This is a genomic window from Allosphingosinicella vermicomposti (genome assembly GCF_003012815.1).
In the GTDB taxonomy this organism is placed as follows: Bacteria; Pseudomonadota; Alphaproteobacteria; order Sphingomonadales; family Sphingomonadaceae; genus Allosphingosinicella; species Allosphingosinicella vermicomposti.
The window spans coordinates 119683-133975 of sequence record NZ_PXYJ01000004.1; the positions used below are offsets into that span (position 1 = coordinate 119683).

The 14293-nt window shown below is 64.3% G+C and carries 11 protein-coding genes; 10 read left to right on the forward strand and 1 reads right to left on the reverse strand.

All coding sequences use genetic code 11. The features are described 5' to 3' along the window. The first annotated feature begins 21 nt into the window (after positions 1-21). Positions 22-3420, forward strand: a complete 3399-nt coding sequence (locus C7I56_RS11735) for a chromosome segregation SMC family protein (RefSeq protein WP_106640815.1) — start codon at positions 22-24, stop codon at positions 3418-3420. A 132-nt stretch (positions 3421-3552) separates the two neighbouring features. Here the strand turns inward: C7I56_RS11735 and ypfJ are convergent, their stop codons facing one another. Beyond that, positions 3553-4437 (reverse strand): KPN_02809 family neutral zinc metallopeptidase, encoded by an 885-nt coding sequence (gene ypfJ, locus C7I56_RS11740; protein WP_106640816.1) that lies wholly within the window; start codon positions 4435-4437, stop codon positions 3553-3555. A 129-nt stretch (positions 4438-4566) separates the two neighbouring features. Here ypfJ and C7I56_RS11745 point away from each other — a divergent pair, with 129 nt between their 5' ends. The 9 genes from C7I56_RS11745 to C7I56_RS11785 all read left to right on the forward strand — a co-directional run bounded on the left by C7I56_RS11745 (position 4567) and on the right by C7I56_RS11785 (position 14278). Next, a complete protein-coding gene (locus C7I56_RS11745; protein WP_106640817.1) occupies positions 4567-5349 on the forward strand; it encodes a 3-hydroxybutyrate dehydrogenase in 783 nt (260 codons plus the stop codon). Continuing rightward, the gene (locus C7I56_RS11750; RefSeq protein WP_158703124.1) at positions 5334-5960 is read left to right on the forward strand and encodes a DUF4893 domain-containing protein; all 627 of its coding nucleotides are present in this window, start codon (positions 5334-5336) and stop codon (positions 5958-5960) included. The genes C7I56_RS11745 and C7I56_RS11750 overlap by 16 nt, the downstream gene beginning before the upstream one ends. 5 nt (positions 5961-5965) lie before the next feature. After that, positions 5966-7279 carry an amidohydrolase gene (locus tag C7I56_RS11755; RefSeq protein WP_106640906.1) on the forward strand — a complete coding sequence of 438 codons (1314 nt, stop codon included), beginning with the start codon at positions 5966-5968 and terminating at the stop codon, positions 7277-7279. A gap of 180 nt (positions 7280-7459) precedes the next feature. Then, positions 7460-9517: an XrtA/PEP-CTERM system histidine kinase PrsK gene (prsK, locus tag C7I56_RS11760; RefSeq protein WP_106640819.1), complete on the forward strand. Its 2058-nt coding sequence runs from the start codon at positions 7460-7462 to the stop codon at positions 9515-9517. Then, positions 9514-10878, forward strand: a complete 1365-nt coding sequence (prsR, locus tag C7I56_RS11765; RefSeq protein WP_106640820.1) for a PEP-CTERM-box response regulator transcription factor — start codon at positions 9514-9516, stop codon at positions 10876-10878. Before prsK ends, prsR begins: the two co-directional genes overlap by 4 nt. After that, positions 10875-11597, forward strand: coding sequence for a tetratricopeptide repeat protein (locus C7I56_RS11770; RefSeq protein ID WP_106640821.1), 723 nt, complete (start codon positions 10875-10877; stop codon positions 11595-11597). The genes prsR and C7I56_RS11770 overlap by 4 nt, the downstream gene beginning before the upstream one ends. Positions 11598-11840: 243 nt before the next feature. Then, the gene (locus C7I56_RS11775; RefSeq protein ID WP_158703125.1) at positions 11841-12551 is read left to right on the forward strand and encodes a hypothetical protein; all 711 of its coding nucleotides are present in this window, start codon (positions 11841-11843) and stop codon (positions 12549-12551) included. A 31-nt stretch (positions 12552-12582) separates the two neighbouring features. Next, positions 12583-13290: a hypothetical protein gene (locus C7I56_RS11780; protein WP_158703126.1), complete on the forward strand. Its 708-nt coding sequence runs from the start codon at positions 12583-12585 to the stop codon at positions 13288-13290. Between the two features lie 46 nt (positions 13291-13336). After that, positions 13337-14278, forward strand: coding sequence for a hypothetical protein (locus C7I56_RS11785; RefSeq protein ID WP_158703127.1), 942 nt, complete (start codon positions 13337-13339; stop codon positions 14276-14278). Positions 14279-14293 lie beyond the last annotated feature (15 nt).

Consider the following 14293-nt stretch of genomic DNA (forward strand, 5'->3'; position numbering starts at 1 on the left):
CCTGAAGGAGGCTGAGCGCGGGTGCAGATAAAGCGGATCAAGCTTTCGGGCTTCAAAAGCTTTGTCGAACCCGCCGAGCTGCGCATCGAGCCCGGCCTGACCGGCGTCGTCGGACCCAATGGCTGCGGCAAATCCAATGTGCTGGAAGCGATTCGCTGGGTGATGGGGGAATCGAGCCCCAAATCGATGCGCGGCAGCGGCATGGAGGACGTGATCTTCGCGGGCACAGCGTCCCGCGCCGCGCGCGACTTCGCCGAAGTTTCATTGCTTGTCGATGGTGCCGCCCAGCATGACGGCGAGGTGGAAGTCACCCGCCGGATCGAGCGCGGGGCGGGTTCGGCCTATCGCCTGAACGGCAGGGACGTGCGGGCGAAGGACGTTTCGCTCCTCTTCGCCGATGCGGCGACCGGCGCCCACTCCCCTGCCCTTGTTAGCCAGAACAGGATCGGCGCGATCATCGCGGCCAAGCCCACCGAACGGCGGCAGATGCTGGAGGAAGCAGCGGGGATTGCGGGCCTTCATGTCCGCCGCAAGGATGCCGAGCAGAAGTTACGGGCGGCCGAAGCGAACCTCACGCGATTGGACGAACTGCTCGGCGACATGGAGCAGCGCGCGGCGGCGTTGAAGCGGCAGGCGCGGGCGGCGGAACGCTACCGGAAACTGTCCGATGATATCCGGACTACCGAAGGGCGGCTGATCTTCGCGCGCTGGCGGGAAGCGGCGGCGGCGGCCGATGCCGCCAAGATCGAGGCGGACAGAGCGGTCGCGGCGGTGGACAAAGCGGCGGAAGCCCAGCGCGGCGCGGCGGCCTATCAGGCGCAGGCGGCCACCCTGCTCGCCGAGCGACGCAAGGCGGCGCTGGCTGCGCGGGACGAGGCGACGGCGCTGGGGCACAAATTGACGGCGCTGAAATCGGAGCGCGATCAGGTCGGGCGGCGGATCGCCGATCTCGCCAAACGCCGCGAGACGCTGGCGAGCGACCGGGCGCGCGAGGCGGCGCTTGGCGAGGATGCCAAGGCGGCGCTGGCACGGCTTTCCGAGGAAATGGAAGCGCTTGACCAGCGCATTGCGGAGACCGAAGCCGCGCGGGCGACGATCGACGAGCGCAGCATCGCGCTTGAGGATGCGGCGCGCGAGGCCGAGCAGGCTTTGGGCAAGGCGCGGGCGGAGCAAGCCGGGGAGCAAGCCGAAGCGCGGGTCGCGGGCGCGGCGCTGGAACAGGCGCGGGCGCGGCTCGCCCGGGCCGAAGCGGAAGCGGCGCGGCTGCAGGAACAGCTCGCCGCGCTTGGCGACGAAGGGCCTTTGGTCGAGGCGCGACGCGCGGCGCGGGCGAAGCGCGAGGCGGCGGAACAGGCGTTGGAAGAGGCGCAGCGCAGGATCGTCGAGGCCGAGGCGGCGCGACAGGCAGCGGCGGCGGCGCGCGATCAAGCCGAAAGCGACGGCGCGGCGGCGCGGGCGGCTTTGGCCGCGCTGGAATCGGAAGCGCGGGCGCTCGCCAAGGCGGTGGAAGCGGCGGGCGCCGACAAAGCGATCGATCATGTGAAGGCGGCGCCGGGCTTTGAACGGGCGCTGGCAGCGGCGCTTGGCGATGATCTTGAGGCGAGAATCGCCGACTGGACCGGCGGGGGCGACGGGAAGGGCGATGCGGGCCTCCCCAAGGGTGCGATCCCGCTGATCGACAAGGTGGAGGCGCCGGATGCACTTCGCCGCCGCCTTGCACAGATCGGCGTGATGGAGGCGGATGACGGCACCCTCCCCCTCGCACCCGGCCAAAGGCTGGTGACGCGCGACGGCCGGATGCGACGCTGGGACGGCTTCGTCACGCAAGGGACGGGCGCGGCGGCGGCGGAGCGGCTGATCCGGCTCAACCGCCTGGCCGAGATCGAGGCGGCGCGCCCGGGCGCGGAGGCGAAGGTCGAGGAAGCGCAGGCGCGGATCGAGGCGACGCTGGCCAAGGCGCAGGCGGCGCGCGAGGCGGTCGAGGCCGGGCGACGTGCGGAGGCCGAAGCGGGCGCCGCGATCCGGGAAGCGGGGCGCGAGGAAGATGCGGCCAATGTCGCGATCGAGCGGCTCGACGTGAAGCGGACAGGGATTGCGGAGCGGCTGACGCTGGTCGAAGCCGATGTCGGCGAGGCGCAGGCGGCGGCGCGGGCGGCGGAGCAAGCGGTGACGGCCCTTCCCGATGCGGCGGCGACCGAGGCGCGGGTCGCGGATTTGCGGGGGAAAGCGGAGGAGGCGCAGGGCGCGCTCGCCGATATTCGCGCGGAGGCGGCGACCCATGCGCGGAATTTGAGCAGCGACCGGCTGCGCACCGACGCGGCGGGCAGGGAAATGGCCGACTGGACCGCGCGCGCGGGCCAGGCCGAGCAGCGACACGCCGATATGGGCCGCCGCATCGAGGAAGCGGAGGAAGAGGCACTCGTCCTCGCCGGGGCGCCAGAGCGGCTGGCGGAGCGGATTGGGGAGTTGGAGCGCGACTATGAAGCCACGCGGACCGGCGCGGATGCGGCGATGGCGGCGGAACGCGAGGCCGAGGCGGCTTTGCGCGAAACCGAACAAAGGCTGTCGGACGTGGGCGAGGCCTTGTCCATCGCGCGCGAGGCGCGGGCGGGCGCGGTGGCGCGGCATGAAAATCAGGAGATGCGGCGCATCGAAATGGGCCGGATTTCGGGCGAGCGCTTCGAATGCCCGCCGCCTTTGCTGCCCGAAAGGGCCGGGTTTGACGCGGAGACGGTGAAGGAAGCGGCGCGCGAATCCTCGGATCTCGAACGGCTGACCATGGACCGTGAACGGCTGGGGCCGGTGAACCTCATCGCCGAGCAGGAATTGAACGAGCTGGAGGAAGGCCGCACGACATCCGCCGCTGAGCGCGAGGAATTGGGCCTCGCCATCCACCGGCTGCGCGGATCGATCGGCAGTTTGAACCGCGAAGGGCGGGCGCGGCTGCTGGCGGCGTTCGAGGCGGTGAACGGCCATTTCCAGAGCCTGTTCACGACCCTGTTCGAAGGGGGCGCCGCGCATCTCGAACTCGTGGAATCGGACGATCCGCTGGAGGCGGGCCTTGAGATCATGGCGCAGCCGCCGGGGAAGAAATTGTCGACTTTGACCCTGCTGTCGGGCGGGGAACAGGCGCTGACGGCGGTGGCTTTGATCTTCGCCCTGTTCCTCACCAATCCGGCTCCGATCTGCGTGCTCGATGAAGTGGACGCGCCGCTGGACGATGCGAATATCGAGCGTTTCTGCGACTTGCTCGACCGGATGACGGCGGAGACGGATACGCGCTATCTGATCGTCACGCACAATGCGGTGACGATGAGCCGGATGCACCGATTGTTCGGCGTCACCATGATCGAGCGGGGCGTGAGCCGGCTGGTGAGTGTGGATTTGGGCGGTGCGGAGAAATTGTTGGCGGCGGAGTAGGTTCTACCCTTCCTTCCCCTCCCCCTTGATGGGGGAGGTCGGGTGGGGGTGATCTACGACGTAGAGCGCTGACTTTTCCGGAGACATCACCCCCACCCAACCCTCCCCCATCAAGGGGGAGGGCTTTTAGGCTTAGGCAGCCTTCTGGAAGGTGTCGCACACCGCCGGGTCGCCGCTTTCGAGGCCTTTCTTCAGCCATTCCATGCGCTGCGCGGACGTGCCGTGGGTGAAGCTTTCGGGGACGACGCGGCCTTGCGACTGTTTCTGGAGGGTGTCGTCGCCGATGGCGGAAGCTGCGGTCATGCCTTCTTCGACGTCGCCGGGCTCCAGCCGCGCGCGGTTGCGGGCGGCCCAGACGCCGGCATAGCAATCGGCCTGAAGCTCGACGCGGACCTGGATGGCATTGCCCTCGGCCGGCGAGACGGCCTGCTGGGCGCGGCTCGCTTCGCCAAGCGTGCCGGTGAGATATTGGATGTGGTGGCCCACTTCATGCGCGATCACATAGGCCTGCGCGAAATCGCCCGCCGCGCCGAAGCGATTGCGAAGCTCGTCATAGAAATTCGTATCGAGGTAGATGGCATTGTCGGTCGGGCAGTAGAAAGGCCCCATCGCCGATTGGGCGATGCCGCAGCCCGACTGGCCGGTGCCGCCGTAGAAATTGAACTGGGCGGGCCGATAGGTCTGGCCGCGTTCCCGAAAGATGCCCGCCCACGTATCTTCGGTATTGGCCAGAACCTGGCAGGAGAAGCGGCTTTCCTGATCAACCGCACAGGCCTGCGCCGCATTGTTGCCACCGCTCGCCACACGCTGCGTGCCGGTGCCCCCGCCGCCGAACGGGTTCATGCCGAAGAGCATGGCGCCGATGACGAGCACGATGATGCCGCCAATGCCGAAGCGGCTGGCGACGAGGCCGAAGAGCAGGCCGAAAATGCCGCCGCCCCCGCCGCCTATTCCGCCGAAACTCTGGCCGCGCTGGTCGCCGACATTGCTGCTGGTGCGGTAATCGTCGAGGCGCATGGGGAAATCTCCTGATCCGATGTCCGCCTTCAATGCTTTCGCGGGCGTGCCGGTTGCATTTGCGGACGCGGCGGCCAAAGATGCTGCTTGATCGTTCCGCCATAGAGCGGAGCTTGAAAGGGAGTGCGCATGTTTCTGAAGGGCAAGACGGCGATCGTGACGGGCTCCACTTCCGGCATCGGGCTTGCCTGCGCGCGGGCATTGGCCAGCGAGGGCGCGAATGTCGTCCTGAACGGGTTTGGTGATCCGGGCGAGATCGAGGCGATCCGGGCGGAGCTGGAAGCCGCGAGCGGCGGAACGGTGCGCTATAATGGAGCGGACCTCACCAAAGCCGAGGCGATTGCGGCCTTGATGGCGGAAGCGGACGATCTTGGCGGCGCGGACATCCTGATCAACAATGCCGGGATGCAGCATGTCGCGCCGGTCGATCAATTTCCGGTCGAAAAATGGGATTTGATCCTGGCCCTGAACCTGAGCGCCGTCTTCCATACCACCCGCCTTGCGCTGCCGGGCATGAAGGCGAAGGGCTGGGGTCGCGTGATCAATACGGCTTCTGCGCACAGCCTGGTCGCGAGCCCCAACAAATCCGCCTATGTCGCGGCGAAGCATGGCGTTGCGGGCTTCACCAAGGCGGTGGCGCTGGAAGCCGCGCAAAGCGGCGTGACGGTGAATTGCATCAGCCCGGGCTATGTGTGGACGCCGCTCGTCGAGAACCAGATTCCCGACACGATGAAGGCGCGGAACCTGACGCGGGAGCAAGTGGTGAACGACGTGCTGCTCGCCGCTCAGCCGACCAAGCAGTTCGTCACCGTCGATCAGGTCGCGGCCCTCGCCTTGTTCCTGTGCAAGGATGAAGCGGCGTCGATCACCGGCACGAACATTTGCATGGACGGCGGGTGGACGGCGCAATGATGATCGGCTTCCTCGCTTTCGCCGTTGCATGCAGCGCCGCTCAGGATGGCGAGAACCAGCCTTGCACGAATGCGGCGCTGGCGGGCAGTGAGTGGCGTGTGCAGGCGACGGAAGACGATCGCGACCGGCTGCGTCGCTGGCGATCCGCCTTTGTCGAGGGCCTGACGCAAGCGCGTGCCGAAGGGCATGGGGCGGCGATCGCGGCGGAAGGCGCGCTCCTCGATCCCGATGCCGCCATCCCCTTCGTGGACATCCCGCCAGGCGATTATCGCTGCCGCACGCTGAAGGTCGGCGGCGCGTACCTCTCCTATGTCGCCTATCCCTATTTCAACTGCCGCATCCACAAGGCGGATGGGAAAATGCATTTCACCACGCTCGACGGGTCGCAGCGGCCGATCGGCATCCTCTACCCGGACGGCGACACGCGGCGCATCTTCCTTGGCACATTGCAGCTTGGCGATGAGCAGCGCAGCTTCCGCTACGGCGATGATCGCGAGCGCGACATGGCCGGCATATTGGATCGGCTGGATGAGCGGCGCTGGCGCTTGCTGTTGCCCTATCCGCGTTTTGAATCGACCATCGACGTGATCGAAATCGTACCGGGGGAGTGAATGATATGAAGATGATTGCTGCCTTGCTGGCCTCGGCCATCATCGCCGGGCCGGTTGCGGCCAGCCCACTTTCCGACGCGGTGAAGAAGGATATGCCGTGGCTTCTAACGCTCTATCGCGACCTTCATGCCAACCCCGAACTCAGCATGGCGGAAGTGAAAACCTCCGCGAAGCTTGCGGCCGAGGCGAAGAAGCTTGGCTATGACGTGACGACGGGCGTCGGCAAAACGGGCGTCGTCGCGGTGATGAAGAATGGGCCCGGCCCGGTGCTGCTGATGCGCGCCGACATGGATGGGCTTCCGGTAATCGAGCAGACCGGCCTTCCCTTTGCGAGCAAGGTGCGGGGCACCAGCCTTGCGGGCGTCGAAAGCGGCGTGATGCATGCCTGCGGCCACGACACGCACATGACGGCCTGGATCGGCGCGGCGCGGCAGCTTGCGGCGATGAAGGATCAATGGTCGGGCACTTTGGTCATGATCCTGCAGCCGGGCGAGGAAATCGGCGTCGGCGCCAAAGCGATGTTAGACGATGGCCTCTATGCGCGCTTCCCGAAGCCAACCCATGCGCTTGCCTTCCACAATACGGGGCAGATGGTGGCGGGGAATATCGGCTATGCGCCGGGCTATGTGCTCGCCAATGTCGATAGCGTTGACATTACGGTGAAAGGCGTCGGCGGCCATGGCGCCTATCCGCACGCGGCGAAAGATCCGGTGGTACTCGCGTCGCGCATCGTTGGTGCGCTGCAGACTTTGGTCAGCCGCGAACTCGATCCGCAGGATGCGGGCGTGGTGACGGTGGGAAGCTTCCACGCGGGCGCCAAGCACAATATCATTCCCGACGAGGCGAAGCTGCTGTTGACCGTCCGCAGCTACAAGGACGATGTGCGCAAGACCCTGCTCGACGGGATTCGCCGCATCGCGAAGGGCGAGGCGATTGCGGCGGGAATGCCGGAGGACCGGATGCCGGACGTGACGATCCGCGAGGCCGAATATACGCCCGCGACCTTCAACACGAACGGGCTGACGGAAAGCACCGCTGCCCTCTTCAAGGCGCGCTTTGGCGAGGGCCGGGTACAGCATTTGCCGCCGACCATGGGCGGCGAGGATTTCGGCCGCTATTATCTTGCCGACAAGTCGATCGAGAGCTTCATCTTCTGGGTCGGCACGGTGCCGAAGGACCGGTGGGAAAAGGCCGAGCGCGGCGAGATCGAACTCGCCAGCATCCACAGCCCGTTTTATGCGCCGGATGCGGAGCCGACCATCGAGACGGCGACCGAGGCGATGGTGATCGGGGCATTGGGGGTTTTGCGGAAGAAGTAAGGCCGCCCACTCGTCACCCCGGCGGAAGCCGGGGTCTCGGGACGAGATCGCGCCCTTTTCGTCAAGAGATTCCGGCTTTCGCCGGAATGACGGGCCCGGCGTTCAGACTTTCTTTGTAAATTTCGACGACACGGGACATGTGTCGGGAAATTTTACGCATGAGCCGGAAGGCATGATGATATGATCGCGGCGATCGGACAAGGATCGGCGATACTCGCGGCGTGCCTGTATGGCGCGCTGACACTTTGGCTGCTGCGGCATTGGCGGACGGAAAAGAATAGCCATCCCCTCGCCGCAGCTTTTGCGATCATGAGCGCCTGGATGGCGTTCGTCGCGAACAGGAGCCCGGCCGATATCCTGCCGGGGCTTGCCGAAGCGGCGCGCAATATCGCGTTTCTCGCTTTCATGCACCGGATCGCGGCGGGACGGACCGATGAGCGGCAAAGAGCGCTGAAGACCGTTTATGGCGCGGTGGCGGCGGTTGCCGGGGGGCAGCTGCTCATCACCTGCCTCTTGCCCATCACTCGCGTACCGGAACCGGCCATACTCGCCGCCTGGCAGGGCCTGGGTCTGACCTTCTCCGCAGGGGCGCTGATCCTTGTGCACAATCTCTACGTGCAGGCGTCGCCGGAATCCCGGCAGGCGATCCGGCTTCCCTTATTGGGGCTGACGGCGATGTGGACTTACGACCTCCACCTTTACACCGTCGCCTATCTGACCCGTGCCCTGCCCGAGGATCTTTCTGCGTTGCGCGCCGCGATGCTGGTGCTCCTCGTCCCCTTTTTCGCGGTGGCGGGCCGACGGGAGACGTGGCGGGTGGAATTGTCGCGCACGGCGACTTTCCAGACCATCTCGCTGCTCGCCCTCTTCGCCTATCTCATCATCATGATGTCGGCGACGCGGGCGCTGGAAGCATTGGGCGCCAAATGGGTGGATACCGCGCAAGGCGCCATCCTGATCCTGATTACGGCAACCCTCCTCTTCCTCCTCCCCTTCCGCCGGGCACGCGCCTGGCTGCGAGTGAAGACCGCGAAGCATCTTTTCCAGCACCGCTACGATTATCGCGCCGAATGGCTGCGCTTCACCCGCACGATCGGAGCGGGAGGCGAAGAGGCGCTGCCGATCGATGTGCGCGTCGTGAAGGCGCTCGCCCAAATCGCCGAGGCGCAGGGCGGGTTGATGCTGACGATCGAGGGCGGCCGCTTCATCCCCACAGCGCGCTGGAACTGGACGGGGGAATGCGGGGCGTTCGACGATCCGGCCTTCGTCCGCGCAATCGGGCCCCGCGCCTATGTCGTTGATTTCGGCATGGCGAAGGACGGGCAGCTAACCATCGATGAGGCGGCGATCCCCCTTCCCGTCTGGATGCGCACCGTCGATATCTGGGCGGGCATTCCCCTCCTCCACAACGACCGGCTGATCGGGCTCGTCCTGCTCGCCGCGCCGCCGGTGCGCCGCCGCATCGATTGGGAGGATATCGACCTGTTCCGCACTGCGGGAATCGAGGCGGCAAGCTACCTTGCCGAAGCGCGGGCGCAGGAGGATCTGGCGGACGCGCGCAAATTCGACGAATTTTCCCGCCGCTTTGCCTTCATCATGCACGACATCAAGAATCTGGTGAGCCAGATTTCGCTTGTCGCGCGCAATGCCGAGCGGCACGCCGACAATCCCGAATTCCGCGCCGACATGATCGCGACGCTTCAAGGGTCGGTCAAAAAGATGAACGACCTGCTCGCCCGCCTGTCACGCGGCGCGCAGGGCGAGGTCCAGCCGCCGCGTGCCATAACGCTCCATTCCGTGCTGGCACCGATCGCGGAGGCCAAGGCGCGTGCGCATCCGGTGGAGCTGGAGGGCGCGCTGGATGTCGTCGCGCTCGCCGACGCTCCGGGCCTTGAGCAGGCCGTGATCCACATCGTCCAAAATGCGATCGATGCGAGCGCGGAAGGCGCGCCGGTGCGCATCATCCTGGGTGAGAAAGGCGGCGCGGTGACGATCGCCATCGTGGACGAGGGCGCGGGCATGTCCGCCGACTTCATCCGCACGCGCCTGTTCCAGCCATTCGCCTCCACCAAGGAAGCGGGCTTCGGCATCGGCGCCTATGAAGCGCGCAGCCTTGTCGAGGCGATGGCCGGGCGGCTGGAGGTCGAAAGCCGCGAGGGCGCAGGCACGACTTTCACCATCACACTTCCATCCGGGCGCCTGCCCGCTTTTTCCCAAGCAGAACGGATCAGCGCATGAGCAGCGCAGCGAAACCTATTCTTTTGATCGTCGAAGATGATGAGGGGTTGCAGCGGCAATTGCGCTGGGCCTACGAAGACTATCAGGTTGTGACGGCGAGCGACCGCGCATCGGCCATCGCTCTCATCCGCGCAGAAGAGCCGGCGGTGGTGACGCTTGATCTCGGCCTGCCGCCCGACCCGGATGGGGTGACGGAGGGCTTCGCGGCGCTGGAAGAAATATTGGCGCTCCGCCCCGAAACCAAGGTGATCGTCGCATCCGGCCATGGCGCGCGGGAAAGCGCGCTGCGGGCGATCGCGTCGGGCGCTTATGATTTCTACCAGAAGCCGGTGGATATCGACCAGCTTGGCCTGATTGTCCGCCGTGCATTCCAGTTGCACGGCATCGAAACCGAAAACCGGCGACTGGAAGAGAAAGCGGGCGAGGGCGGCACCGTGCTCGGCACGATGGTGACGGCTGCGCCCGACATGCTTAAGGTGGCGCGCACGATTGAGCGGGTGGCGAATACCGATGTGTCGGTGCTGCTGCTGGGCGCGAGCGGCACGGGGAAGGAGTTGCTGGCGCGCGGCCTCCACGAAGCAAGCGCGCGGAAAGGTGGTGCCTTCGTCGCGATCAATTGCGCGGCGATCCCCGAAAATCTGCTCGAGGCAGAATTGTTCGGCTATGAAAAGGGCGCGTTTACCGGCGCGATCAAGACGACCGAGGGCAAGATCGAGCTGGCGCAGGGCGGCACATTGTTCCTGGACGAAGTGGGCGACATTCCGCTGCCCTTGCAGGTTAAATTGCTCCGCTTCCTTCAGGAGCGGGTGATCGAGCGGATCGGCGGACGCAAACCCATTGCGGTCGACACGCGCATCGTCTGCGCCACGCACCGCAACCTGGAGGCGATGATCGCGCAGGGCACGTTCCGCGACGACCTTTTCTACCGCCTCGCCGAAATTCCGGTGCGTATCCCTTCGCTCGCCGAGCGGCCGGGCGATGCGGCGCTTCTTGCCAAGCATTTCCTCCAGCGTTTCGCGCGCGACATGAAGAGCGGGGTCAAGGGCTTCACCCCCGCCGCGCTTGCCGCGATCGACGGCTATGACTGGCCGGGCAATGTCCGCGAGCTTGAAAATAAGCTGAAACGGGCGGTGATCATGGCGGATGGCAAGCTCATCACCCCGGACGATCTCGACCTTCGCGTCGATGAGGAGGAGTTGCCAGTGAACCTCAAAGCCGCGCGCGAGGCGGCGGACCGCAAGGCGATCGCGAAGGCGCTGGCGCGGGCGGAGAATAATATTTCGGCGGCGGCGAAATTGCTGGGGATCAGCAGACCGACCCTTTACGATCTCCTCAAACAATATGATTTGCAGCCCGCATGAAGAAACTGATCCTTCCCCTGATTCTCGCGCTCAGCGCGGGCTGTTCGAACGAGACCGAGGTGTCGAACACGGTCGTGCGAATGCCGGAGGAAACGGCGGACGCTCCAGCGCTCTCGCCCGAGGAAATGGAGCAGATCCGCCAGCGCGCAGAAGCCAATCCTTCGGATGACAATGCACAGCAGGCCTATGCGGCGGCTTTGCTGGTCAGCGGCAAGGCGCGCGATGCCTTGGCCCAGCTCGACCGCCTGGCCATGACGCCCGAGCGCCAGCGGCTGAAGGGCGATGCCTTATTCATGGCGGGCGATTATCGCGAGGCAGCGGCGGCCTTCCGCTCGGCAGGCGCGATCGGCGATACGCCCGCGCGCCTCGATGAGACGCTCCGCATCATGGGCGGCGGCGCGATGCAAAGCGAGCGCTGGGCAGAAGCGGCGGCCCTTTATGAAGAATTGCGCGGCCGGGGCGACAACAGCGCCGCCACGCTCAACAACCTCGCTTATTCTTATGCGGCGATAGGCAAATATGACGCGGCGATCCCACTCGCCCGGCAGGCGCTGGCGGGGGTGCCGAACGATCCGGCAGCACTCGACACTTTGGGCTGGGCGCTGGTGAAGAGCGGACGAGATAAGGCGGAGGGGCTGAGGCTGTTGGAGAAAGCGGCTGCACTGTCACCTGCGGACGAAGCGATTGCTGCGCATGTGAAAATGGCGCGGGCGCATTAGCGCTCCTGGCAGCACATCTTCCTTGCAGCATTCTGTAGCATGGATGCGTGCCCACGACGGAAGGCATTGGGCTCGAAGCACTTCCTAGCATCCCGGCCTTCCACGTCCCCTCGTCACAAAGATTGGTAGCTCCGAACAGCGTCTTTGTCGCACGAGGATTGCTTGGGATCCCAAATGCCTAGCCAAATGGAGTGGCGAGACTGGCCCGTGGGCTGCTGCCATATCCGAAAGGGAACTCAAATCTTGCGAAACGCCGGTTTTCTTCTGTGCTGCACCCTTTTCCTCGCAACCTTCGGGGCGCGAGATGCGGTCGCGGCCGTCCGCAACGACCCGAATGCCGATTATCGGCCCGGCTTTGGCGCCAGCGACCTGCCGCCAAAAGGACGTCCGTTCGTCCTGCCCGCCGGGGTATCGATCGTCCAGCCGATCCCGGGTATCAACATGTTTGAGTGGGAAAAATGCCGGAATGAGGACGATGGCGACAATCCCCCGCAAGAGCACGGCAGCGGCGATTCCGTGCAACTATGCTTGGAATTTCGCAATACCACCGGCAAGCCGGTCACAGTCGATTTTCCTCCTGGCATGATCATGGAATCTGAAACCACCGACACGCAGAACGGCATGCTTGTCCAGCGTGCCTCGATCGTGGTACCGGCTAAAAGCGTACATTACAGCTTGCTTTATATGTACTGTCTGAACGCGCCGAGAGGCGTAAGCGGCCCTGCCTCCCGTTATCGGCTCGGTCCGGTGACTGAAGAAAAGGATTTCGTCGAGCTGTTCGAGCTGTTGAAGAACAAGCGAATACCCGCGAAGCTTTGGGATCAGCCAACGAATGCGGCAGGCGCGATGTTTCCAGCAAATACCATGCTTCAGACAGCGGTCAGCCACCTTACCAGCGACAAAGGTCTGAGTGCAGAAGATCGTAAGTTTATCGCTGCCCTGCCAAACAAGTAATATCCGACTTACTTCTTTTCAGAGACTTATCATGAATTATCGCGCAATTTGGCAAGCTGTTCTAGCTTGCGTTATCGTGACTGCAGCATGCAACGAGCGGGAAGCAACTGCTGCGCCGCGTAAGGACAGCTCTGGTCGCCGCCCCGGCTTCATGTCCAGCGACCTGCCTCCACAAGGGCGTCCGCTTGTGCTCCCTGCCGGCGTATCCATCGCGCAGCCCATTCCCGGAACCAGCATATTCGAATGGGAGAAGTGCCGGAACGAGGAGGATGAGGAACCTCCTGTCGAGTATGGCAGCGGCGATCTGGTGCAATTATGTCTCGAATTCCGCAACACAACCGGCAAACCGGTAACCGTCGATTTTCCGCCGGGCTTGATTATGGAATCCGAAACTACGGACACTCAACACGGCATGTTGATCCAACGTGCATCAATCGTCGTGCCGGCCAAGCCTGTTTCTTACAATTTACTCTACTTATACTGCCTGAACAATTCACGTAGCGGAAGCGCTCCGTCGTCGCGATACCGCGTCGGCCCGGTGACAGAGGAAAAAGATTTTCTCGAGCTTTTCGACCTTCTGAAGAACAAGAAAATTCCCGCGAAGGTCAAACGAAGCACAAATCCAGGAGGCATCCCAGACACCGCTTATCTTCAGCAAATAGTATATACACTTGCGGGAGATCGAGGAGGCTTAACGGCTGAGCAGCGTAAATTCATAGCTGCTTTACCGAACAAGTAGCGCGTGGGCTTCGATAACACGAATTGCTAAGTTCTAAAGGAAGATCATGAACATCAGAACGATGTTGGCGATTGCCGCCACTTTTGCGGGCGCGCCGCTTTGGGCTCAGTCCCAAGATGCTGCATCGGCAGCGGCGAAGGGGCGCCTCGACATTGGATATAATAACTCCAAGACCACACCTTCGCCGTCGGAAAAGACACCTCTGCATCTGAAAGCGGTCAAGATCCGCGACATGCTGCTCGGCAGCGAGGCCTTGCGGGACCGGCGGGGTTTTGCGCTGGGTGCGAGCGTCCAGGTCGGGCCACCGGGGCCGCTTGGCCGCGTTCCCGGGCCGGATGTTGCCACGGGTTCAATCCTGCTGCGCTTCATCAATATCGGCCGCTCCAAGCCCAATGCGCAGGGCGAATATCCGGGCGATGGCGAAGGGCCGACGCTGACCTACTGGATCAATGACTTTAAAGGCTTGGGATCGCCGCGTGCCGATGGCGGGCGCAATGCATTCACCGCGCCTGCCGACCTGCGCACGGAAGGCGGAGTGACGACCTATTCGCGCAATGGGACCGGCTATGTGATGTTGCACAAACCCGGGCACGCGCCGTTTCGCCCGCTCACCACCGAACGATTTTACCAATTGGTGATTGCAGAGGACCAGGCCAATCTCGCCGGGGGAGGCGATGCCATATATATGGAAGCGACCAGAAAAACCCTGGAAAAAACGAAGGCCGAACTGGCGGCATTGACGCCCAAGCAACGTGCCGCCCAGGCGTGCGAAGCGTCCAGTCGGCCTGCCCCATGCAACGATCGCAACGCGCGTCCGCTGACGGAATTGGACCCTGCCTTCTTTACCGGCAAGCCGAAGACCTCGGCGCAGGTGATCACCTTCTCGGTGAAGGAACATCCAAGAGGCGGGATCAACAAGCAGCTTGTTCCCTTGCGTGCCGCTTTTGAGGAATTGGACCTCAGCGCCGTTCAAGCGATGCTGGACTAGGGTCTGGACCCTAGG